21 protein-coding genes and 1 pseudogene are annotated in these 21761 nt (G+C 76.6%); 12 read left to right on the top strand and 10 right to left on the bottom strand.

Features of this window, described 5'->3' with window-relative positions; all coding sequences use genetic code 11:
• The first annotated feature begins 4 nt into the window (after nt 1-4).
• Nucleotides 5-496, top strand: a complete 492-nt coding sequence (locus tag VM636_RS14680) for an RNA polymerase sigma factor (RefSeq protein WP_030421022.1) — start codon at nt 5-7, stop codon at nt 494-496.
• Complete coding sequence (locus VM636_RS14675) at nt 480-941, top strand: hypothetical protein (RefSeq protein WP_053912989.1); 462 nt, start codon at nt 480-482, stop codon at nt 939-941. The genes VM636_RS14680 and VM636_RS14675 overlap by 17 nt, the downstream gene beginning before the upstream one ends.
• Nucleotides 942-965: 24 nt before the next feature.
• Here VM636_RS14675 and VM636_RS14670 read toward each other — a convergent pair whose 3' ends face one another.
• On the bottom strand, nt 966-1232 hold the full coding sequence (locus tag VM636_RS14670) for a GlsB/YeaQ/YmgE family stress response membrane protein (protein ID WP_030423358.1): 267 nt from the start codon (nt 1230-1232) through the stop codon (nt 966-968).
• Nucleotides 1233-1413: 181 nt separating this feature from the next.
• Here VM636_RS14670 and VM636_RS14665 point away from each other — a divergent pair, with 181 nt between their 5' ends.
• The 4 genes and pseudogenes from VM636_RS14665 to VM636_RS14650 form a co-directional block, all read left to right on the top strand.
• Entirely contained in the window at nt 1414-1800 is a 387-nt protein-coding gene (locus tag VM636_RS14665; protein ID WP_030423357.1) for a BlaI/MecI/CopY family transcriptional regulator, read from the top strand.
• A 6-nt stretch (nt 1801-1806) separates the two neighbouring features.
• Nucleotides 1807-2751 carry a M56 family metallopeptidase gene (locus tag VM636_RS14660; protein ID WP_053912988.1) on the top strand — a complete coding sequence of 315 codons (945 nt, stop codon included), beginning with the start codon at nt 1807-1809 and terminating at the stop codon, nt 2749-2751.
• Nucleotides 2752-3113: 362 nt separating this feature from the next.
• The gene (locus VM636_RS14655; RefSeq protein WP_338486379.1) at nt 3114-4421 is read left to right on the top strand and encodes an LCP family protein; all 1308 of its coding nucleotides are present in this window, start codon (nt 3114-3116) and stop codon (nt 4419-4421) included.
• Between the two features lie 554 nt (nt 4422-4975).
• Nucleotides 4976-5230 (top strand): annotated as a pseudogene (locus VM636_RS14650) (SDR family oxidoreductase); the annotation flags it as partial.
• 244 nt (nt 5231-5474) lie between these two features.
• Here VM636_RS14650 and VM636_RS14645 read toward each other — a convergent pair.
• The 3 genes from VM636_RS14645 to VM636_RS14635 form a co-directional block, all read right to left on the bottom strand.
• On the bottom strand, nt 5475-6077 hold the full coding sequence (locus VM636_RS14645; protein WP_078962553.1) for a hemerythrin domain-containing protein: 603 nt from the start codon (nt 6075-6077) through the stop codon (nt 5475-5477).
• Between the two features lie 220 nt (nt 6078-6297).
• Nucleotides 6298-6753, bottom strand: a complete 456-nt coding sequence (locus VM636_RS14640; protein ID WP_234312858.1) for a DUF3592 domain-containing protein — start codon at nt 6751-6753, stop codon at nt 6298-6300.
• Between the two features lie 667 nt (nt 6754-7420).
• Nucleotides 7421-7804, bottom strand: coding sequence for a VOC family protein (locus VM636_RS14635; RefSeq protein WP_030423351.1), 384 nt, complete (start codon nt 7802-7804; stop codon nt 7421-7423).
• Between the two features lie 154 nt (nt 7805-7958).
• On the opposite strand from VM636_RS14635, the gene VM636_RS14630 reads away from it, so the two are divergent.
• From VM636_RS14630 to VM636_RS14620, 3 genes are all read left to right on the top strand, one after another.
• Complete coding sequence (locus VM636_RS14630; RefSeq protein ID WP_338484744.1) at nt 7959-9377, top strand: hypothetical protein; 1419 nt, start codon at nt 7959-7961, stop codon at nt 9375-9377.
• A 98-nt stretch (nt 9378-9475) separates the two neighbouring features.
• Nucleotides 9476-10801, top strand: a complete 1326-nt coding sequence (locus tag VM636_RS14625) for a MoxR family ATPase (protein WP_338484742.1) — start codon at nt 9476-9478, stop codon at nt 10799-10801.
• Nucleotides 10802-11007: 206 nt separating this feature from the next.
• Nucleotides 11008-12264, top strand: coding sequence for a VWA-like domain-containing protein (locus VM636_RS14620; RefSeq protein WP_338486378.1), 1257 nt, complete (start codon nt 11008-11010; stop codon nt 12262-12264).
• Between the two features lie 31 nt (nt 12265-12295).
• Here the strand turns inward: VM636_RS14620 and VM636_RS14615 are convergent, their stop codons facing one another.
• Nucleotides 12296-13348, bottom strand: coding sequence for an MBL fold metallo-hydrolase (locus VM636_RS14615; RefSeq protein WP_338484739.1), 1053 nt, complete (start codon nt 13346-13348; stop codon nt 12296-12298).
• Between the two features lie 83 nt (nt 13349-13431).
• Nucleotides 13432-14502, bottom strand: coding sequence for a serine hydrolase (locus VM636_RS14610; protein ID WP_030423181.1), 1071 nt, complete (start codon nt 14500-14502; stop codon nt 13432-13434).
• 74 nt (nt 14503-14576) lie between these two features.
• On the opposite strand from VM636_RS14610, the gene VM636_RS14605 reads away from it, so the two are divergent.
• From VM636_RS14605 to VM636_RS14595, 3 genes are all read left to right on the top strand, one after another.
• Entirely contained in the window at nt 14577-15530 is a 954-nt protein-coding gene (locus tag VM636_RS14605) for a LysR family transcriptional regulator (RefSeq protein WP_234312829.1), read from the top strand.
• Between the two features lie 127 nt (nt 15531-15657).
• Nucleotides 15658-16404 (top strand): hypothetical protein, encoded by a 747-nt coding sequence (locus tag VM636_RS14600; RefSeq protein WP_338484736.1) that lies wholly within the window; start codon nt 15658-15660, stop codon nt 16402-16404.
• On the top strand, nt 16401-16922 hold the full coding sequence (locus VM636_RS14595) for a J domain-containing protein (protein WP_338484734.1): 522 nt from the start codon (nt 16401-16403) through the stop codon (nt 16920-16922). The genes VM636_RS14600 and VM636_RS14595 overlap by 4 nt, the downstream gene beginning before the upstream one ends.
• 21 nt (nt 16923-16943) lie before the next feature.
• Here VM636_RS14595 and VM636_RS14590 read toward each other — a convergent pair whose 3' ends face one another.
• The 4 genes from VM636_RS14590 to VM636_RS14575 form a co-directional block, all read right to left on the bottom strand.
• Nucleotides 16944-18902: a M48 family metallopeptidase gene (locus tag VM636_RS14590; RefSeq protein WP_338484732.1), complete on the bottom strand. Its 1959-nt coding sequence runs from the start codon at nt 18900-18902 to the stop codon at nt 16944-16946.
• A 2-nt stretch (nt 18903-18904) separates the two neighbouring features.
• On the bottom strand, nt 18905-19618 hold the full coding sequence (locus tag VM636_RS14585; RefSeq protein WP_338484730.1) for a sigma-70 family RNA polymerase sigma factor: 714 nt from the start codon (nt 19616-19618) through the stop codon (nt 18905-18907).
• Nucleotides 19615-20019: a hypothetical protein gene (locus VM636_RS14580; RefSeq protein WP_338484728.1), complete on the bottom strand. Its 405-nt coding sequence runs from the start codon at nt 20017-20019 to the stop codon at nt 19615-19617. Before VM636_RS14580 ends, VM636_RS14585 begins: the two co-directional genes overlap by 4 nt.
• Nucleotides 20020-20231: 212 nt before the next feature.
• Entirely contained in the window at nt 20232-21746 is a 1515-nt protein-coding gene (locus tag VM636_RS14575) for a helix-turn-helix domain-containing protein (RefSeq protein WP_338484726.1), read from the bottom strand.
• Between the last annotated feature and the right edge of the window lie 15 nt (nt 21747-21761).

Genomic DNA, 21761 nt, shown 5'->3' with positions numbered 1-21761 from the left:
GACGGTGAAACGGTCCCGTGACACGGAGGCGTCCGAGCTGTTCGGCGTCCTCTACCCACGCCTGGCCGGCTGGTGCCGCCGGCTGGTCGACGACGACGAGACGGCCCACGAGATCGCCTCGGAGGCGTTCACCCGGCTCTGGGCCCGCTGGACGTCCGTGGAGGAGCCCCGCGGCTTCCTCTACGTCACCGCCGCCAACCTGGTCCGCGACCACTGGCGCAAGCTGGAACGCGAGCGGCGCGCCGTCCGCCGGGTCACCGTGGAGGCGGCCGTGCGCCCGCACACCGAGCCGGCCGACCCGTCGGTGCGGCTCCTCGTGCAGTCCCTGCCCGAGCGGCTGCGCGTGCCGATCCTCCTCCACTACTACGCTGACATGCCGATCCGGGAGGTGTCCGCGCTGACCGGGCGCAAGGAAGGGACCGTCAAGGCCGACCTCCACGCGGCCCGCGAACTGCTCCGCGTCCACCTGAGGAGGAGCCTTGACCACACGCTGTGACGACGACCCGGAGTTCGGGCCGGACGATCCGCTGCTGGTCGTCCTGCGCCCCGGCGGAGACCGGCTGTCCCCGCCCCCCGGGCGTTACGAGGCGGTCCGCCGGGCCGCCGCCCGCCGGCGCCTGTTCCGCACCCTCGCGGGGGCCGCCGTGGCCTCTGCCGCCGCGGTCCTCGTCGCGCTGCCGCTGCAACGCGCCGTCGAACCGCCGGCCACCCGGCCCGTGGTCCCGCTGGCCCCGCCGCCCGCCACCGCCCCGTCGGGCCCGTCCGACCGGTCCCCCGTCCCCTCCCTCCCGCCCACCGCTCCGTCCGACCCCGCCCCCGTGCCCTCCGAGTCGGACCCCCGCCCCACCCCCACCGTCTCCGGCCCCGAGGCGCCCACGCCCTCCCCGAGCCTCACCGTGCCCGCCGCCACCGAGACCCCCGGCCCGCCGGCCGGCCGGTGACGGCGTGGGCCGGGCGGGGCCGCCTCAGTCCCGTGAGTTGCCGAACAGCAGGCGGTAGCCGATCAGCAGCACCAGGGCGCCGACGATCGCCGAACCCCACGTCGCCGCGTCGAAGAACTCCCGCTGCACCGGCCGCCCCAGGAACTGCGCCGACAGCCAGCCGCCCAGGAAGGCGCCCGCGATCCCGATGAACGTGGTCCCGACGCAGCCGCCGGGGTCCCGTCCGGGCAGGAGCAGCTTGGCGATCCCCCCGGCGAGCAGTCCCAGTACCAGCCAGGCGATGACACCCATCTCTTCCGTTCCCCTCTCTCGACGTCCTGTCCTTCATGAAGTGCTCGGGAAGCCTAGCTTCTACACTTGTGTAGAGGATGTGGCCGGAGCCGGCCGCGGGTCTGGCGGCGGGCGGGGAGGGGAACCGGGCGTCTATACGATGTCCGCCCGGAAGGCGGGCGGTGGCGGAAGGAGGCTCGGCGTGACGGATCACCCGCGTCCGCGGCGGCGCGGCCAGGGCGAGCTGGAGGCACTGGTACTGGCGGCGCTGCGCGAGGCGCAGGCACCGGAGACGGCCGGCGGCGTGCAGGAGCGCCTCGGCGGCGACCTGGCGTACACCACGGTGATCACGATCCTGACGCGGCTGCTGGACAAGGGCGCGGTCAGCCGGGAGCGTACGGGCCGGTCGTTCACGTGGACGGCCGCGGCGGACCAGGCGGGCCTGGCGGCACGGAAGATGCGCAAGGTCCTGGACGCCGAGAGCGACCGGGAGGCGGTGCTGGCCAGCTTCGTCACCGGCCTGGGCCCGGCCGACGAGCGGCTGCTGCGGGAACTGCTCGGGCAGGCACACGGCCCGGGGGACGACTGACGCCTCATGGGGGTCTTCGTCTTCCTGCCGCTGGTCCTGCCGCTGACCGCGTGGCCCATCGCCCGGCTGGCCGAGCAGCACCTGCACCCGCGCACCGCGACCCGGCTGCTGACCGGCGTCGCCGCCGTGATGGCGCTGTGCAGCACCGTCTCCCTCGCGCTGGTGATGGTGGTCGGCACCGCCCAGCTCCCGGGCAACCCGCTGCCCGACGGCTGGTCCGACCCGCAGGTGCGCGAGGCGGTGCCCTACGACGAGGTGGCGGGCAAGGCGGCGATACCCGCGCTCTGCGGGGTGCTGGTGGCGTGGGTCCGGGAGCTGTGGCGGCACGGGCGGGTACGGCGCGGGGCGCAGCGCGCGCTGGCCGGGCTCCCGGACACCTCCGTGGCCGTGCTGCCGGACCGGGTGCCGTACGCGTACGCGCTGCCCGGCGGGCGGCGGGACCGGGTGGTGGTGACCACCGCCCTGCTGGAGAAGCTGGAGTCCGCCGAGCGGCGGGCGCTCTTCGCGCACGAGCGGGCCCACCTCACCGGCCGGCACCACCGGTTCCTGCTGGCCGTGCGGCTCGCGGCGCTGGCCAACCCGTTCCTGCGCCCGCTGCGCACGGCGGTGGCGTACACGGCGGAGCGGTGGGCCGACGAGGAGGCGGCACGGGAGGTGGGCAGCCGCCGGGTGGTGGCCCGCGCGATCGGCAAGGCGGCGCTGGTCTCGCCGGGGACCCCGGTGCCGACGCTGGCCGGGCTGGCCGCCCCGGGCCCGGTGCCGCGCCGGGTGGCGGCGCTGCTCGGCCCGGCACCGGCGGCCCGCGCCTGGCCGTCGGTGTTCCGGTCGGTGTTCACGTCGGTGGGGCTGGCGGCGTGGGCCGCGGCGGCGGGGACCGCGGTGTCGGCGATGTCGTCGGCGAACTCGGCGGTGACGATGTTCTTCGTCCTCCAGGCGGCGGCGCCGCTGTGACGACACCGCGGCGGCGCCGCCGTGACGCCGCGGGGCCCGGCGCCGCCGTGACGCCGCGCGGCCCGGAGCGCCGGGCGCCGGGTCCGGTGACGGTGGGTGACCGGCGGCTCCGGCGGAGGGCGCCCCGCCCCGTCGCCCCCGCTGGTCCTTCCGTACACCTTCACCCTCGGCAACCCCTCCAACCCCGTTCTACATGACTGTAGAGTTCGCTTGTTCGTCGGAAAGAGCGTCGGACGCCCGTACGCGAGAAGCGGGCTGGGACAGGCCGGACAGAGGGACGTACCTCAGTGAGCGGTAGCGGAAGGCGGCGGCGCGCTGCCAGGGGAGACGGACCGGCCCGGCTGACCAAGCGGGGCAGGTACCTGCTGTGGGGCGCGGGCGTGTGCTCCGCCCTCCTCCTCGGCGTCGCCGGTGTCGGGGCCTGGGTCTACAACGACCTGAACGACAACATCCACTCCGCCGACCTCGACGACAAACTCGGCGGGAACCGCCCCGTCAACCTCAGCCCCGGCTCGAAGAACATCCTCGTCGTCGGATCCGACAGCCGCGACGGCGACAACGCCAAGTACGGCAAGGGCCTGACCACCATGCAGTCGGACACGCTGATGGTGCTGCACATCCCGGCCGACCGGAAGTGGGCCGCGGCGGTCTCCCTGCCCCGCGACTCCTGGGTGCGCATACCCAGTTGCGACAAGGGCGACGGCAGTACCTCCGACCCGCACCACTTCAAGATCAACGAGTCGTTCGCGATCGGCGGCACCACCGGTGAGGTCGCCGGGGCCGCCGCCTGCACCATCAAGACCGTCGAGGCCAACACCGGCCTGCGCATCGACCACTTCGTGTCCGTCGACTTCCAGGGCTTCAAGGGCATGGTCAACGCCCTGGGCGGCATCGAGATCTGTCCCGAGCAGGCCATCCACGACGAGAAGGCCCACCTCGACCTGGAGGCCGGCTGCCAGACCGTCCGCGACGAGCAGGCCCTCGGCTACGTCCGCGCCCGCTACGGCGTCGGCGACGGCTCCGACGTCGGACGCATCGGCCGCCAGCAGGAGTTCATGCAGGCCCTCGCCGACAAGGCGCGCTCCAAGCTGACCAGCCCGAGCGCCCTCTACGGCTTCCTCCAGTCCGCCACCAAGTCCCTCACCACCGACGAGGCCCTGGCCGGCATCAAGCCCCTGTCCGGCCTCGCCTCCGAGCTGAAGGACATCCCCGGCGACCGGCTGACCTTCCTCACCGTGCCCCACTACCCGCGCGAGGCGGACGTGCCGGGCGACAAGGCCAACGTGGTCTGGCAGTACCCGCAGGCCGCGGAGGTGTTCGCCGCGCTCGCCAAGGACCGGGAGATCGACAAGAAGCGGGTGGAAGAGGACGCGAAGGACCCCGTCTACGCCTCCCAGGTCCGCGTCCAGGTCCTCAACGGCACCGGCGTGCCGGGCCGGGCCGCCGCCGTGTCCGAGAGGCTGACCGAGGCCGGGATCGGCGTCGTCGGCACCGGCAACGCCGAGAAGAGCGGACGCACCACGGTCACCTACCCGCCCGGCCTGGAGCGGCGGGCCGCGGTCCTCGCCGGCCGGCTGCCCGGCGCGCAGACCCGCGAGGACGCCGAGGCCACCGCCGGCGTGGTGACCCTCGTCGTCGGCACCGACCTCGCGGTCGACGACATCCGCTGAGGGCCCGCCCCCGCGGCCGGTGGCGGGCCCCGCCTCTCCGGCCGGGGGAGGCGCCCGTCCCTCCTGCCGGTGGCGGGCCCCGCTCCTTCGGACCGTGGCGGGCCCAGCCTCTCCTGCCGGTGGCGGGCCCTGCTCCTCCGGATCGTGGCGGGTCCAGCCTCTCCTGCCGGTGGCGGGCCCTGCTCCTCCGGATCGTGGCGGGGCCCAGCCTCTCCTGCTGGTGGCGGCCCCCGCCTCTCCCGACCCTGGCGGGCCCCGCCCGTTGCTCGCCGGTCGAAACGGCGCACACCGCCGCGAAGCGGCCGCTCCCGTCCGACGTCCCCGCCCCCGAGGGACGTTGGGCCCCGCGGCCGGGACCCGGCGGGGACTGTTCGGCCCTGTCCGCCCCCGTGCCCCCGTGCCGATCATGTGACTGCGGCCGGGAAGTGCCGCGTCCTCTCCCGGCCACGCGGTACTTCCCCGCCGTCCAGGCCGGGGCGGTCCCGCCGACCGCCACCGCCCCGTCCGGCGCCCCGCCCTGGCCGGCGGCCACCGCTCCGCTCGCGGTGGTCGCCCTCGCCCTCGCCAAGGCGCTCGGCGGTCGCGGCATCACCGTCAACGCGGTCGCCCCCGGCATCGTCGACACCGACATCAACGCCTCCTGGCTGCGCGGCAACGAGGCCGCCGAGCGGTCCGCCGCCGCGCTCTCGGTCCTCGGCCGGGTGGGCCGGCCCGAGGACGTCGCCGACGTGGTCGCCTTCCTCGCCTCCGACGGCGGCCGCTGGGTGACGGGGCAGGTCGTCGACGCCACCGGCGGATCCCACCTCTGACGGAACCGGGCCCGCCCCGCCGAACGCGTACTCCTCCTGCTCGCCGGACCTCCCTCCGGCGCCCCGGCGTGGGGGCTGGTACGGCGAGAGGCGGCGAGGGGGAGGCGGCCCCGTCCGGGCGCGCTCCGACACCACCGCCGCCACCGCGCCGGGCTCGGTGGCGGCGGTGAGAGGGCACCTCATGCCTGACGGTGCCCGGCCGGAAGCGGTCCGACCGGGCGGCCGCTGAGGAGGCCCGCGCGGTTCACTTCCTCACGGTCGTGCCGAACGCGTCCCGAGCCCGGTCCAGCAGGGAGGCGAAGGGCCCGAGCGTCCACTGCATGGCCGGCGAGCCGGCGGCCGTGGGATGCGGATGCGTGGGCGCCGTCCGCTCCGCGGTGAGCAGCCGCTTGCCCATGGCCCGCCGTTGCTCCGGGGTGCAGCCCGACTCGATGGCGGGGAACTCCTCCATCTCCTCGTGCCGCGCGTGCGCCAGAACGTCCTGCTCGAACCGGGAGAAGCGGGTGTCGAACTCGGCGCTGGAGACGTCCAGCCTCTCCAGCTCGGCCAGGACCTTGTTGGCTTCCTTCTCCTCGGCGTTGCGGGCCTCGGCCTCCTCCTTGCCGGCGGTCTTCTTCGCTGCCGGACGCAACACCATCTCCTCGGCGGTCTCGTGCACGGCCAGCAGCCCCCGCAGCGTGTCGAAGGCATCCTGCTTCCGCTCGCCCTGGGAGTCCCTCACCTCACCGAAGAGGGTCCGGATACGGGCATGCTGATCGAGCAGGATCGTCACCACGTCCTCGTCGTGCGGCCCCGCGGTCTCGCCCTGACGGGACCGCCCGCCAGGCTCCGGGTTGTGTGTGCTCACGGCGTCGTCCTCTCGGTCTGCGCTGGGTGCGGAGGCTCCCGGGTGACCCCGCGGACCCACGCCAAACGCCCCGCCGCGCCCGTTGCCGGCGGGACCGGGGGCGAGAGGAGGACGCCCCGCCCCGGCCGCGCGGCCATGGCGGTCGCCGGGCCGGGCGGGGCAGGTCGCGGGCGGTCGCCGGGCCGGGCGGGGCCGGTCGCGGGCGGTCGCCGTGGCCTCGCTACGCGTCGGCCGGCCGCTCGCCCGGCGAAGGTGCCCGGCCGGGCTCCGGGTCCCGGCGGCGCTGCCGGATCAGGGCGACACCCGCCAGGACCGACACGGCCAGGAAGAGCAGGGCGCCGCCGGCCGCCATGACCGCCCCGACGGCCGCCCCGCCACCGTCGACGTCGCCGTCCAGGGCGACCACCCGAGGATCACCGGCCCGGTACCGGACGGGCAGCCGCGTGCCGACGGACGACTTGCCGGCGCCGCTGCCGACCGGCAGGTCCGCCACCACGGTCCGTCCGGCCGCCTCGAACTCGACCTGACAGTTGCCCGCCATGCACCCGCCCTGCCGGACCAGCGTCGCCTCGACCAGCTCCCCGTCCCGCAGGGAGCGCAGGTGCCCGGCGGCCGGGAACATCACCAGCAGCGACAGCGCGGCCAGCAGCAGCGCGATCACCAAGGAGACGATCACGGCTGCCCGGGGCGCCTGCACCGGCGTGGCCGCGGTCCGCCCCGGCGCCCCGGAAGACCCTGCGCTCACCATGCCGTCCAGTCCCCCTGCCGTCCGTTCCAGTGGTCCGAGCCGCGGGGTTCCGCCCCGCGGGGTCACGCGGTTCAGGGAACGGCCGGCGCGGCCCGGCCCGATTCTCCGTGGCCCGGCCCGCACTGTCCACCCGGCCCACCGGCCCGCCCCGGCACCGGAGTTGAGCCGCACCGCAGGAAACACCCACGCGGGAACGCCCCCGCCGCGCCGCCGGGGAACCGGAGGGCGATCGCCGGACGACCACCCCGCCCCGGGCGCGCGGACACCACGACGGGGAATCCGGGGGCATCGTCCCCCTCGTACGCCGGATGATGACGCGGACGGCCGAGGGGGCCGGGCGGCGCCACGCCTGCTGACGGGCCGGCACGACGGAAGGCGGCGGGGACGACGGCCCTCGTCTGCGCGAAGCGCGGAACGCGCCTCACCCCGGACCACTCGGCACGGGCGGCCCGACATGGCCTGCGGATGCGGCGCACGCCTCGCCCCCCTCGCCGCCGCATGCCTGGGGCCGTACGAACTCTTCCGCCCGCCGCGCACCCACCCCGTCGCAGGAGGACGCCGCGCTGAGCGGGTGCCGGCGAGGGCGGGGCCGGGCTCAGAGGGAGGGGACGCGTTTGCGGAGGAGGCAGAACTCGTTGCCCTCCGGGTCGGCGAGGACGTGCCAGGTCTCAGTGCCGGTCTGGCCGATGTCGGCGGGGCGCGCGCCGAGGGCGAGCAGGCGCTCCAGTTCGGCGTCCTGATCGCGGTCGGTGGGGCTGACGTCGAGGTGCAGCGGCAGCTTCCCGGCCCGGGGGGCGCTGGTGGGGCTGAGGACCAGGACGGGCCGGGGGCCGCCGAAGCCGGTGTCGGGCGGGCCGATCTCGACGCCTCCGTCGTCCTCCCGGCCGAGTTCGACGTAGCCGAGGACCTCGCACCAGAACGCCGCGAGCCGTTCCGGGTCGGCACAGTCGATGACCAGTTCGCTGATGCGGCATGCCATGTCCGCAGCGTACGCACTCGCCCGGCCGCGCGGGGCGAAGCGCCGTGCGGCGGCGGGAAATTGGCTGACAAGGGCGTGACGGCGTGTCTACGATGCCCGCGATGACGAACTCCTCGTGTGGGATGGGGGAATCATTCGCGCAAGGTGAGTGCTGATGGCACTTCACCGCGTGCACGTGATTCCGGCCCGCCTGTTGATGTGGCAGCGCGTGCGGAAGTACGCCGTGCCACCGTCCATGGTCGACACCGCGACCGCACGGCGTACGACCGGTGACTGGGCGGGGGCCTGCGCCGCCGCCCGGGTCGACGTCGACCTCGATCCGCGTGCCGTGCGCGACCGCCACGGCACCGAACTCGCCGCTCGGCTCCGGGCGGATCTGCGCCGGCTGGCGCCCGACCTGCTCCGCTGGCACATGCCCCGGAGCGCCCCCGACGGGCGGCTGCGGCCCGGTCTGACCCTCACCCTCGCCCGTTACCCGCGTCCCGGCGCCCCGCCGCTGCGGTTGGTGGTGCGGACGCCGCCCGCCCGTGCCGACGGCGGTCAGCGGATGTCCCTCGCCCTGTGGGAGGGGCCCGGCCACGGCGTCCCCGGACAGCATCCGCACCCGTATCCCGACCGGCGTTTCCGGCTCGACCTGCACCGGCACCTGTGGGACGCCTCCCGCAGCGGCGAGCTGGCCCGGCGCTCGGAGGACGGGGTGCCGGCCGTGATGCCCGCGGTGGCGGGGCCGGACGCGTCGCTGGCGGTGGGGCGCTGGGCTGCCGAGGGCGAGCTGCTGTTGCGGGCCGAGGGCCGGTCTCGCGGCGCCTTCACCGTACGGCTGGGCGCACGGCGCCGCGCCGTGCTCGAACTCGCCGCCCCCGACGACAGCCACGCCCCCGCCCTCCGGCCGTTGCGGCACGCGCTGCCCGCGCAGGAGATCGCCGCGCTTCCGGTACTGCCCGAGGCCGCGGTCAGGCGCCTTCCGGATCTGGAACTGCTGCGGGCCGGGCTGGTCCCGGCCGGGCGACTGCATCCGCTGGTCGCCGCGGCGCTGGACGCGATCCCGGCCGCCGGTTCCGCGTGCGAGGGCGGTGACCCGCCCGGCGGTGATCCGCACCGGGTGGAGTGCCGGGGCGAGGTGCACCGGATCGCCCTGCGGGACGGCGTGCTGACGGCCGTCGACCATACGCCGGACGAACTGCGCCGGGAGGACCTGCTCGTGGCGCTCGGCGGCCCCGCCCTGCCGTGCCTGCGGGCGATCGACGCGGTCCACCGCACCCCGGAGGCGCTGCCCGCCGTCCGGGAGCGGCTCGGTCACGGTGACGTCGTCGGCGCGCTGGACGTCGTCGAGGCGCTGCTCGGCCCCGGCGCCGTGTTGCGCGAGGGACCGCTGCGGGAGGCACTGGAGTCGGCGGCGGACCGCCGTGTCGGCCACGGTCTCTTCCGGGCCGGGCTCGTCACCGCGCATCCCGCCGCCGCCGAGCCGGGCCACCGGCTCCGGCCGGACCGGCACACGCCCGCCGTCCTGCGCCGCAAGCGCGCCGGCCGGACCCGTCCCCGAAACGGCCACGCCCCCTCCGACGGCCTGTAGGCCCTGTGCCCGGGCCCCGCGGGGCCCGCCACACCCCTTCGTGCCCTTCCTCCGGGACGAGAGGTCCCTCGTTCCCCCAACCACCCCGGGTGATGCCCATGAACCCCAGTGCCCCCCTGCCCACCCCCGAGCCCACCCCCACCCTCGGTACCGACGCCCAACTCTCCGTCGCCGGCGAGCTCCTGGACCTCCTCCGGTCCTCCACCACGGAGCCGCGCCCCGACGACCAGCTCGAAGCACTCACCCTCGCCGTCGCGGCCGACCTGCCCGTCCTGCTCTGGGGCGAGCCCGGCATCGGCAAGACCGCGGCCCTGACCCGGCTCGCCGCCTCCCTCGGGCTGCCGCTGACCACCGTCATCGCCAGTGTCCACGAGCCGTCCGACTTCTCCGGCCTGCCCGTCGTCGGAGACGACCCCGCCGTGCAGGGCGTGCCGATGGCGCCGCCGCAGTGGGCCGTGGAACTCGTCCGGGCGGGACGCGGACTGCTCTTCCTCGACGAGCTCTCCACCGCCACACCGGCCGTGCAGGCCGCCCTGCTCCGGGTCGTCCTGGAACGCCGGGTCGGCGCGCTCCGGCTCCCGCCCGGCGTACGGATCGTGGCCGCCGCCAACCCCCGCGCGTCGGCGGCGGACGGGTGGGAGCTGAGCCCGCCGCTGGCCAACCGGTTCGTGCACCTGTACTGGGTGCACGACCGGGAGGTGGTCGTCCGCGGGCTCGGCGGCGTCTGGCCCCGGGCCGGGCTGCCCCGTCTGGCGCCCCAACGGCTGGCGGAGGCCGTGCGGTTCGCGCGGGACGCGGTGTGCGGGTTCTTGGCGGTCCGGCCGACGCTGATCCACCGGCTGCCGACCACCGAGACGGGGCGCGGCGGGGCCTGGCCCTCGCCCCGGAGCTGGGAGGCCGCCCTGACGTTGCTGGCCTTCGCCACGGCTGCCTCCGTCTCCCGGGACGTACTGGCTCTCCTGGTCCGGGGGGCGGTCGGCGACGGTCCGGGGCTCGAACTCCTCGCCCACCTGGACCGGATGGACCTTCCGGACCCGGAGGAACTGCTGGCCGACCCGGCCTCGGCCGAGCTGCCCGTACGCGGCGACCTGCGGCAGGCCGCGTTGGACGCGGTGGTGGCCGCCGTCGGCGCGCGGCCCGAACGGGAACGGTGGGAGGCCGGATGGGCGGTGCTGGTAAGGGCGTTGGAGACCGGTGCCCCGGACCTGCTGGTGGCCCCGGCGCGGACCCTCGCCGCGCTGCGGCGCGCGGACTGGGAGGTGCCGGCGGCCGTGGAGCGGCTGGCGTCGGTGATCGGCCTCGCCCGGCGCGCGGACCGGTCGGTGCGGCGGGTCGCGGCGGCCACCGGGGGCCGAGGCGGAGGCGGGCACGGGTCGTGTGCCGGTACCGGCACCGGCACCGGGGCGGCGGGGGCGGGCCGATGACGGGGGCGAACGGGCAGGCGGGGCCGCGTCCGGGAGGCGAGGGGCGGGAGGCCGTGCGGCCGGGGTCCGACGGCCGCACGGCGCCGGGTCTGCGGCCGGCTCCGCCGCCCCGGCCGCTCCCGCGCCCCGCGCCGCCCCGCTCCGCACGGGGCGCCGGCGCCGGGCCGCCGTCCGGCCCCTCCGGCCGGTCCGCGGACCGTGCCCCGCTGCCCCTGGACCGGGACAAGCTGCTGGCCGCCCGCCTGCACGCGGTGAAGGTCCGCCCCTACCTGGCCGACGCGCTCTTCGCCCTGCACGTCGTGGAGGACCCGTCGGTGCCGACGATGGCGGTCGACGCGTACTGGCGCTGCTACGTCTCCCCCGGTTTCGTCGCCCGTACCCCCGTCGGGGAACTGGCGGGTGTCTGGGTGCACGAGGTATCCCACCTGCTCCGCGACCATCACGCCCGCAGCGAAGGGTACGCGCGCGAACACGAGGACCACCGGCCGCGCGGGCGGGCCCGTCCCGGCCATGCCCGGGACGGGGAACGGGCACGGCTGCGGCGGAACATCGCCGCCGACTTCGAGATCAACGACGACATTTACGGCGATGGCCTTCCCCTGCCCACCGGCGCCGTACTGCCGTCGATGCTGCGGCTGCCCGACGGACTGCTGATGGAGGAGTACCTGCGGACGTCGTCGATGTCCGGGCTCACCGGCGACCTGGCCTGGCTGGACTGCGGCAGCGGCGCCGACGGGCACGAGCGGCCATGGGAGCTGGGGCCCGACGGGGCGTACGGGCTGACCGCGCAACAGCGGGACGCCGTCCGATTCCGCGTCGCCGAGGGCATCAGGGGGAGGCCGGGCGAAGCGCCGCGAGGGTGGACGCGGTGGGCGGACGAGGCGTTCCATCCGCCGCAGCCCTGGCAGCGGCTGCTGGGCGCCGCGGTGCGCTCGGCGGCGGGCGCACCAGGGGCGGGCGAGAACCACAGCTACGGGCGTCCGTCGCGGCGTTCGGCAGTCCTGCCCGGGGTGGTGCTGCCGAGCCTGCGCCGGACACCGCCCCGGGTGTGCGTCGTGATCGACACCTCCGGGTCTGTGAGCGACGGCGAGCTGGGCAGCGCGCTCCTGGAGGTGGCCGCGATCTCGCGGGCGGTGGGCGGACGGCGCGACCTGGTCTCCGTGATCTCCTGCGACAAGGCCGCCGGGGTCGCCGTGCCGCTCTGCCGCGCCGAGAGGCTCACGCTGATCGGCGGGGGCGGGACCGACCTGCGCTCCGGGTTCGCCCGCGCGCTGCGCTCCGGCCCCCGCCCCGACGTCATCGTCGCGCTGACGGACGGGCAGACGCCGTGGCCCTCGGTCCCGCCGCCCTGCCGTACCGTCGTCGGTCTCTTCCCGCGCCCCGCCCGCGCGGTGGACGAGGAGAGTCCCGAGTACGTCCCGGACGCCCCGCCCTCCTGGGCCCGGGTCGTCGCCATCGGCTGAGGGAGACGGACGTCCCCCGCCCCTCGGCCCCTCAGCGCCCCGTCGGGCGGAACGCGGCGTCGTACACCGTCCGGTAGTCCGGGACGACGACGCGGGCCGCGGGGGACGCCTTCCCGACCTGGGCGAGGAAGGCGTCGAGGTCCATCGCCGGGTCGCGCACGGGCGTACCGGCCAGCGGCACCTCGAAGTTGTCCCAGTGGACGGGGACGACGACGCCGGGGTGGCCCAGCGCCGTCAGCAGGCGGGGCACGTAGCGGGGGGTGACGGTGCTGGAGGGGACGGCGACCATGGCGAGGTCGGGACGCGGGCCGCGTACCGCGCGCTCGTCGAAGTCGCTGGCGCCCATGAGGAAGGCCGACGGGCCGTCGGGGCCGACGGTCACCCGGAAGGCGAGCGTGTCGCCCTCGGGCAGGTCGGCGATGGTGCTCGGGGCGGTCGGCGGCGGGGCGTGCAGGGTGCCGGGGGCGAAGTAGGAGTACGCCTTGTTGCGGCTGTGCAGGCTCGGCACCGCCTCGACGGTGATGCCGCCGAAGTCCATCACCTCGCCGCCCTTCACCACGGAGATGTGCTCCGCGGCCACGCCGAGTGCCACGAGCAGGTGGTACGTGGTCTCCGTGCCGACGACGCGGGCGCCGGTGGTCTTGGCGATGTGGGGGACGTCGGCGAGGTGGTCCCAGTGGGAGTGGCTGACCAGGACGAGTGCGGGGCGGCCGATGTGCGCGTCCACGGTGTCCGGTTCGGACAGCAGCGGCGTCTTCGGGTCGAAGCCGCCGTCGAAGAGGCCCGTGGGGAAGCGGGTGAGGTACGGGTCGAAGAGGACGGTCCGTTCGCCCACGTCGATCCGCCAGCCGGCGGTGCCCAGCCAGCGGAACGACGCCGCGCCGGGGGCAGGGCCCCGCCCGCCCCTTCCGGCCCTCCCGGCCGGGGAGGCGGAAGCGACGGTGGGGGGCGTGGCGGTCGCGGCCGAGGCCGCGATCAGCGGGGCGGTCGCGCCGAGCGCGGCACCGCGCAGCAGTGCCCGGCGGCCGAGGCGGCGGCGGGAGGGCACGTCCGGCCCGCCCGTGACGTGGGTGTCCTGGGTCATGGGACGAGCAGACCAGGGCGTGAACGCGCCTGTCCAAGACCGGAACACGCCCCGGTCGATACGCGAACGCATATGCGGCCTGGTCAGCGGCGGTGGTTCCCGTCCCGGAGGTGGCCGACGGCGAGTGCCGCGGCCCGGCCGATCGCGGCGTCCACCGCGGTGCGGGAGGCGGCCAGGTCGTGGGTGCGGGCGAAGACGGCGATGGCGTAGTGCGCGCCGTCCGGGTAGCGGGCGACGCCGGCCTCCATGTGCAGTCCCGGCAGGGTGCCGGTCTTGGCCGCGACCGCGACGTCATCCGGGAAGCCGGACACCAGCCGATGCCGGAAGACCTGCCGTGCCATCAAGTCCCGTACGAACGCGCAGGCGTCCGGCGGGGCGGCGGTGTCGTCCCAGACGAGACGGAGCAGCCGGGTGATGTCGCGGGGGGTGCTCGCGGTGGTGTGGCGGGGGTCCAGTACGGCCAGCCGCCGTTTGCGCTCGTCGGGCAGGGCGGGGTAGCGGACGGCGAACTCGGCCTCGTCGCGCGCCCCGGTCTCCGCGAGCATCGATTCCAGGAGGTCGCGCGGGCCACCGGTGATCCGGGTCCGCTCCAGCCCGAGGCTCGCGGCGAGCAGCCGTACGGTGTCCAGGCCGACGCGGTCCAGCAGCACGTCGGCGGCGGTGTTGTCGCTGACGGACAGGGCGAAGTGGGCCAGATCGCGCAACGACAGTTCGACGTCGTCCAGGCAGCCGGCGGTGCCCCAGCCGCCGAGCCGGTCGGCCGCGGTCACCCGGACCCGCTCGCGCGGGTCGAGCTGCCCGGCGACGGCCTGCCGGGCGAACTCCAGCACCAGCAGCACCTTGAAGACCGACGCGATGACGACGGGGGTGTCGGCGCCCACGGCGACCTCCCGGCCGCCCGCTTCCGACCCGGAGTACCGGGCCTCCGCCTCAGTACCGGAGCGCCGGGCGTCCGCCTCCGCACCGGAGCGCAGGGCGTCCCCGGGGCGCCCGGTGTCCCCGGCGCCCGCCAAGTTCCCGGCGCCTCCCGAGTTCCGGGCGTCCCCCGTACGTCGTCCGCTCCGCGCCTCGGCGGGGCAGTCGATGGGAAGGACGTGCACCTGCCCCTCGGCGCCCGCCCCGGCGAAGACCTGCCGGACGCGTTCCTCGATCACTGTGAACCCCTTGCCGTCGATGGGTCGTTCCGTCGTGCCGGCCGCCAGGCGGCGCTTCCCGTACGATCCCGGGCGTGGATCTCTTGCGCCACCTGCGTCTCTTCGTCACCGTCGCCGACGAACTGCACTTCAGCCGCGCCGCCGAGCGGCTGGGCATGGCGCAGCCGCCGCTCAGCCAGGCGATCCGGCGGCTGGAGCGGGACCTCGGCGCGGAGCTGTTCGACCGTTCGCAGCGCGGGGTCCGGCTGAGCGCCGCCGGTGCGGCACTGCTGGAGGAGGCCCACGACCTCCTCGCCCGGGAGGAACGGCTGCGCGCCCTGGCCCGCCGCGCCGGTGACGGGGCGCTGGGAACCCTCCGCGCGGGAGTGCCGCCCGACACCACGGCCGCCGTGCTCTCCGCCCTGCTGACCGCCTGCGCGGAGCACGCCCCCGGGCTCTCCGTCGACCTCCAGGAGGTGACCACCGGGGAACAGGTGCGGCTGCTCGCCTCCGGCGGCCTGGACGTCGGACTCGTCCACCATCCCGTCGACGCCACCGGACTGCGACTGGGCCCCGAGGTCGCCCTCGACCTGGGCGTCGTCCTGCCGCGCACTTCGCCGCTGGCCCGGCTGCCGGAGGTGTCGCTCGGCGAACTGCCGGGCCACGATCTGGTGCTCTTCCCGCGCGCCCACGCGCCAGGCCGGTACGACCGGGTCCTCGATGTGTGCCGGGCCGGGGGCTTCGTCCCCGGGCGGCTACGGCACGCCTCCAACCCGGAGTTCCTGCTCGCCCTGGTGACGGCGGGGCACGGGGTCGCCTTCGACCAGGGCCCGGTGGCCCGCAAGGAACCCCGCGTGGCCTGGCGGCCGTTGGCCGGCCGCCCCCTCACCCTGCGCGTCGGCGGCGCCTGGCCCGCCGGCCGCGGCGCCCACCCGGCCGCCGCCCGCTTCGCCGACCTGGCCGCCGGCGTCCTCGCCCGTGATCACACCGCCGCCCGCGCCGGCCTCCCCCTGGCCGGCCCCCGCCCCTGGTCGGTGGTATACGGCTGACGCGCCGCCTCGGCTCCGGACCCGGGGCCGCCCCGGCGACCGCGCGTACGGCGGACGGGCGGGCTCTTTCCCGGTGGGGTCGGGGTGAGGACAATGGGCACTTCGCGGGCTTCGGGGGAGGGGCCGGATGGCGTGGTGGCCGGTGCGGCGGGGCGGGGCGGTGGGACGGCGCGGCGCCCTGGAGCGGCGGGGCGGGGGGCCTCCCGCGGAGCGGCACGTCGCGGGGCCCCTGTACGAGGCCGGCAGGCTCGGCTTCGTCGACCGGCCCGGGCGGGAGTACTGGTGGGACCGGCTCGGCGAGGGGGTGCGCGAGCGGATGGAGGCCCGGGTGGGGCCGGTCGTCGACTGGTGGGCGTACTGCCACCGGGGCGGCGAGCGCCCGTACGCCGTGGTCCTCGGGGAACGGGGTCTCGCCGAGTGCACGCCGACCGTCAACGACCGTGGCGGCCCGGCCCAGTTGCTGACCGTGGTGCCCTTCGTGCCGGCCTCGCTGCGGCACGCGGTGGTCGTACGGAAGGCGTCCCGGGCGCCCTTCGGCGGGAAGGACGGGAAGGACGGGAAGGGCGGGCCCGGGGGCGGGGAGGGCGGGCCCGGGGGCGGCACGGTGCCGTTGTCGGCGCGGATGCGGGGGTTCATGGGGCACCTTCCCGAAGAGGCGCAGGCCCGGTTGCAGTGGCCGTTCCTCGACGGCGACGTCCTCGACCGGGGTGACTTCCACTACCGCGGCGACGAACACGCCCTGGACGTCTGGTGCTACCTCGCCGGACGGCGCTGGGTGACCTTCGTGTCGGGCCACGGGACGGGGCTCTCCGGCCCCGCGCACCGGGCCTCCTGGCGGCTGGTCTGCCGCCGGGCCGAGGTCGCGGTGCGATGACCCCAAACGGCGAACCCGACCTCTACGCCGTGCTCGGCGTCCCGTCCGACGCCGACCGGTCCGCGATCACCCGGGCGTTCCGCCGCCGGGCCTTCGCCGGCCATCCCGACCGGGGCGGTGACGCGGAGACCTTCCGGCGCCTGCAGCGGGCCCGCGAGACCCTGCTCGACCCGGCGCGGCGGGCCGCGTACGACCGCCGCCGTACGGCCCCGCCGACGCCCGGAGCGGCCGGCGGTGCGGCGACGGGGGCGGCCGGTGAACCGGCGGGCTCCCGTGCGCGTGGGGACGCCGGCGCGGGGTCCGCACCGCCTGCGGCGGCCGGCGCGGGCTCGGCGGCCGATCCCTTCGCCTGGGAGCCGGGCGCCGGACCGGGGGCGGGCCCTCCCGGCACGGAGCCCGCCGCCGACGTCTCCTTCCCGGGGCGCGAGTCCGGGCGCTCGTGGCGCCGGGAGGACAGGTTCTCCTGGTGGCGGACGGAGGGGGAACCGCCGCCGGAACGGCCGCGCCGCCGCCGCTGAACCGACCGGCACCGCCCCTGCTCACCCGTCCGGGTCGAGCGGCACGATCGGCGGGCTGACCGACGGGACCGGGAGCCGCGCCGTGAGGCTCGGCCAGGGCAGCGGTTCGCCGAGGCCCGGGTCCGGCAGCCGCACCGGGGCGGACACCGTCGGCTGGAGCGGCCCCTGCGGAGGCACCGGCCGGTACGGCGGCGGGCTCGGCCGGTACGGGTCCGCCCCGATCAGCGCCGCCACCCACACCATCGCCGTGACGGCCAGCGCGCCCACCGTCACCCGGGCCACCCTCCGCTGGCGCCGCAGTTCCTCGACGACCAGGTCCGGGGCGCGCCGGGCGGGCCGCCTGGTCGTCGTCCGCCCGGCCGGCGCCGCGACCGTCCGCAGCGCCAGGACGACCGGCGCCCCGACGTCCAGACCGAGCCGCGTCAGCTCGCCGCGCAGGGCGCGCACCCCCGCACGGTCCCGGGCCGCGTCCGTCACCAGGGCCTCCAGGCGTCCGTCCGGGTCCCGCGGGCACTCCAGCACGTAACCCCGCGTCCAGCTCAGCACCCAGCGCGCCCGGCCCGCCCCGGCCAGGGCCTGCCCGGTCAACGCGTAGAGGGCTTCGGCCAGTTGTGCTTCGGGGTCGGCCGCGTCGGTGAGGCGGCGCAGCAGTTCCGCGCGGACGCCGGCGTGGTCGCGGTGGGTGCGGTCGCCGGGGTGGGTGCGGTGGGCGCGGTCGTCGGGGCTGCCGGGGTCGCCGGCGTCGTGTTCCAGCAGGCCGAGGACGGTGGCGAGGGTGGGCGGCGCGGACGGTTCGGTGCCGCCCGCCGCGTCGAGGAGGAGGCTCGCCGGCTCGATGGCGAACGCCTCGGCCGCCACCTCCGCCCACACCGCCGTCGGCAGCGCGGTCGCCGGGCCGCCCGCCTCGGCGAGCAGTCTCCGCTGTACCCGCAGGACCGGTGCCCGGTCGGTGAGCAGCGGCTCCTCCCCGACGGTGACGCGGGGCTCCGCGGCGGGCCGGGACTCGATCAGCGCCAGCCGCCGCGCCAACGGCGGGTGGGAGTCCAGCGGCGAGCGGGCCGTCTCGACCGGGTGCGCGCGCAGCGCCGCCGTCCGCTCCCGGACGAGCGGATCGTCCAGCATCGCGCCGAACGCCTCGTACACGTCCTCGGGGACGAACCCGACCCCCTGCACCGGCCGCAGGAACCGGCTCACGAACCCGGCCCACGCGGTGCCGAGCGCGTGGACCGAGCGCAGCGCCCCGGCCGTCGCCGCCGGCCCGGCCAGGGCCACCGCCTCCGCGTCCGCCTCCAGTTCCTGACGCCGGCGCACGGCGAGCGACACGCGCAGGTACAGCCACGCGTAGGCGCCGATCACCGCCTGGAACAGCCAGGCGTACCCGAGCCGGGCACCGTCCGACCGCGCGGTCATCCGCAGCCGGAACAGGGTCGACCGCAGCGAGGCCGCCCCGCGGTGGGTGAGCGCGCCGAAACGGGTGTGCCGGCCCGCGTAGTGGCCCAGTTCGTGGCAGAGGACGGCACGCAGTTCCAGCGGCTCCAGCCGCAGCAGGGGCACGCCGAGGTACAGGGTGCGCCGCCCGACGGCGAAGCCGAGCAGCCGCGCCTCCTCCGACACGGAGGCGTTGGCGTCCGGGGTGAGGCAGACGCGGCCCGGCGGGCGGGTGCGCAGGTGCCCGGCCAGCTCCTCGACCAGCCGCCACAGGCCGGGCGCCTCGGCCCGGCGGACCAGGACCGCGCCCGGCGGACGCGTCTCCACGCGGCTGACCGTGGCGACGCCGTACACGAGGGCGGCCACCGCCGGGATGCTGCCGCCCACGGCGAGGGACCAGTTGCCCGCCCGCGCCGGTGCCTCGGCCATGGTCCACAGCACCACGGCGACCAGGGCGGTGTCGGCGGCGAGCAGGGCCAGCGCCACGACGTAGAAGCCGGCGAGCAGCCCCACCGCGAGCAGCCCGCGCGCCCACCCCAGGAGCGTGCCCACGCTCACTCCTCCAGCCGTCGGGCCAGCGCGGCGCGTGCCCGTTCCCGGGTCTCCGGGGCCGCCTGGAGCGCCGCGCGCAGCCACGCCTCCGTGGTGCGCAGCGCCGTGACCACGGGGTCGCGGGAGGGGCCGGCCGGTCCGGGCGGCCCGGCCGGGGTGAACCGGCCGATGCCGGACGGGTCCGGCGCGGCCACGAAGGGGTCCCGGCCTGTCGTGTCGTCCGCCGCCATGTCCAGGGCCTCCCTCAGGGTCGCGCGGGCCTTGGACACGTTCGCGGCGACGCCGCCCCGCGTCATCCGCAGCGCCTTGGCGATCTCGCTCTGCGTCCAGCCGTGCAGGCAGAACAGCACCATGGTGATCCGCTGGCGGGGCGGCAGGGCGGCCAGCAGCGCCAGCACCTCGCGGGCCTCCGCGCTCTGCTCGGGGCTCGCCCGGACGGGCACCGGCAGGTCCGGCAGCCGCTCCCGGCCCCTGCGGCGTCGCCGCGCCGCCTTCCACACCCGCTGGACGGCGACCCGGTACACCCACGCCTCGGGCAACTCGTACCCGGCGATGCGGTCCCAGACCCGGTACGCCTCGACGAACGCCTCCTGGAGGGAGTCCTCCGCGTCCTCCCGGCTGCCGGCCACCATCATGAGCTGGGCCAGCAGGCGCGCGTGGGACTCGGCGAAGAACGTCTCGAAGTCGCGTGCCCACAGGGCCGGTTCGGCGGTCATCGGGGGGCCGCCACGGTGGTGCGGCGGGTGGTGCGCGCGCTGTTTCGGGGGGTGGTCCGGGTGGTGGGTTGGGGGGTGGTCCGGGTGATGGTTCGGATGGTTGCGGGCGCCGGGGACGGGCCGGGGGCGCGGTCACGGCGGGGGGACTGGGGGGCCTGGGTGTTCCCTGTCGGTTCCGTGGGTTCCGTGGGTTCCGTCGGCTTCGCGGCCCGGCGTGCCGTGAGTCTGTCACCGTCGGCGCGGGTGACCTCGACCACGCCGCCGGGCCCGGACGCCCGCACCACCGTGGCCACGGCGTGCGCCCACGACCGCTCCCACGCCGGGCGCGTCCACAGCGCCACCAGCGCGTACACCAGCCGGGCACCCGCGAGCGCCACGACCACCACCACAGGCTCGACCATCTCCAGCGTCCCCCTTCGGGATCAGAGCAGTTCCACCCTGATACAGCCGCTGCCGCCCTCGTGGTTTACCCCGGCCGGACAACCTCTCCCCTCGCGGATGTCATGCAGCCGGACCGGGCCGGACCGGACCGGGCCGAGGACGAGGGTGAGGACGTGCACGACTCGACACGTGCCCCGACGGAACCCCTACCCCTCGTTCTTCCCGGCCGCGCTCAGCCGGGGATGTCGGGGCTCACCTCGTCCCGCCCCCACTCGGAGGAACCGAGCGGATGGGTGTACGCGGGCCGGCCCACGTTCCCGCTCGTCCGGAAGGGCGAGCCGTTGTCGTCGACGCGCACCGTGCCCCGCCGGTCGCCGCTGGACCAGGTCAGCTCCAGGTACCAGCTCACGTGGTGCGCCCGCGCGTCCGCGAAGACGTAGAAGACCTCGGGATCGGACTCGCTCACCTTGTACGGGAAGTCGCGTTGACCCGCCCTGGGGGTGAGCGCGGGCCGCCCGGCATCGAGGTCCACCTCGAAGGCCGTCGTCTCCACGCCGCCTCCGCACCCGACGCCCATCACGAAGTCGTTCCAGGCGAGGGGCGCGCTCTTCTCCACCACCCGTACGTGCAGTTCTTCCAGGACGACGGTGGCGCCGCCGGTGCCCTGCACGGTCAGCGCGAGCAACTGCTGCCCGCCAGCGACCCCGCCCAGCGCGGTGACCCACCCGCGCGCGTCCGGCTCGCTCGGGGGCGGCGACACCCGCTCGGGCTTCCGGTCGACCAGGTAGTGCTGGCTGCACGGTCCTTCCCACTTGTACGGATTGACGGCGACGGCGGGCGGGCCGGCCCCGTTCACGGTCCCGCCGTCCCGGGCCGCCCCGCCCGCACCGGCCGCCCCGGTCCCGGAGGCGGAGACGGACGGCGCCGCGCTGCCGCCGAGCGAGGCGGACGGCGAGGCCGGCCGGCCCTTCGCGTCGGCCGGCTCGGAGGCGCCGGAGCCTTCGTCGGCGGCGTCGACGGAACGAGAGGCCGCTCCCACCGACCGCCGTCCGTCCGGGTCGTCCTCGCCCTGGCCGAGCACGAGACCCGCCGCGAGGGCGACCGACACCAGGGCGGCGGCCCCGGCGAGGACGGCGGTACGCCGCCGGGCCACGGGACGCTTCGCCGAGGGCCGGTGCTCACCCCCGGGCCCGGCCTCGACCACCATCTCCGGCGGCACCGGCCCGGCCGCCGCCGGTCCTGCCTCCGTCCTGCCGGGCTGTGCGGGTCCTGCCTCCGTCCTGCCGGGCCGCGCGGGCCCCGCCTCCGCCATCCCGGGCTGCGCCGGCCCGGACACCGTTGTCTCGGGCCTCGCCGTACCGGCCCCGGCCTCCTCGGCCCCGGCCTCCTCGGCCCCGGCCTCCTCGGCCCCGGCCTCCCCGGTCTCGGTCCCCCCTGTCCCGGCCAAGCCCCCGCCCGCCGCCCGGGTCCGCGGTTTCTCCTCGGCGGTGGCCCCACTCGCCCTCTGCCTCCGCCGGGCGTCCGCGAGCACCCACCGCCGGTGCAGTTCCACCAGTTCCTCGGGCGTGGCCTTGCACACCCGCGCGAACCGCTCCACGGGTGCGTAGTCCGTCGGCACGGCATCTCCGTTGACGTACCGGTGCAGCGTGGAGGTACTCGTGTGCAGTCGCTTCCCGAGTGCGCCGTAACTGAGCCCCGACCGCTCCTTCAAGTGGCCCAACAAATCGGAGAATTCGTCCCCCGCCACTGTTCCGTTCCCTTC

Source organism: Streptomyces sp. SCSIO 75703, from assembly GCF_036607905.1.
Classification (GTDB): Bacteria; Actinomycetota; Actinomycetes; order Streptomycetales; family Streptomycetaceae; genus Streptomyces.
The sequence above is the reverse complement of the archived record's forward strand: the minus strand, read 5'-3'. Positions and strand labels throughout refer to the sequence as shown.

Coding starts and splice junctions, on each gene's coding strand:
- VM636_RS14670 (WP_030423358.1), bottom strand. CDS start 1,232: ATGGGTGTCATCGCCTGGCTGGTACTGGGACTGCTCGCCGGGGGGATC.
- VM636_RS14660 (WP_053912988.1), top strand. CDS start 1,807: ATGGGGGTCTTCGTCTTCCTGCCGCTGGTCCTGCCGCTGACCGCGTGG.
- VM636_RS14635 (WP_030423351.1), bottom strand. CDS start 7,804: ATGGCATGCCGCATCAGCGAACTGGTCATCGACTGTGCCGACCCGGAA.
- VM636_RS14630 (WP_338484744.1), top strand. CDS start 7,959: ATGGCACTTCACCGCGTGCACGTGATTCCGGCCCGCCTGTTGATGTGG.
- VM636_RS14625 (WP_338484742.1), top strand. CDS start 9,476: ATGAACCCCAGTGCCCCCCTGCCCACCCCCGAGCCCACCCCCACCCTC.
- VM636_RS14615 (WP_338484739.1), bottom strand. CDS start 13,348: ATGACCCAGGACACCCACGTCACGGGCGGGCCGGACGTGCCCTCCCGC.
- VM636_RS14600 (WP_338484736.1), top strand. CDS start 15,658: ATGGCGTGGTGGCCGGTGCGGCGGGGCGGGGCGGTGGGACGGCGCGGC.
- VM636_RS14595 (WP_338484734.1), top strand. CDS start 16,401: ATGACCCCAAACGGCGAACCCGACCTCTACGCCGTGCTCGGCGTCCCG.
- VM636_RS14585 (WP_338484730.1), bottom strand. CDS start 19,618: ATGACCGCCGAACCGGCCCTGTGGGCACGCGACTTCGAGACGTTCTTC.
- VM636_RS14580 (WP_338484728.1), bottom strand. CDS start 20,019: ATGGTCGAGCCTGTGGTGGTGGTCGTGGCGCTCGCGGGTGCCCGGCTG.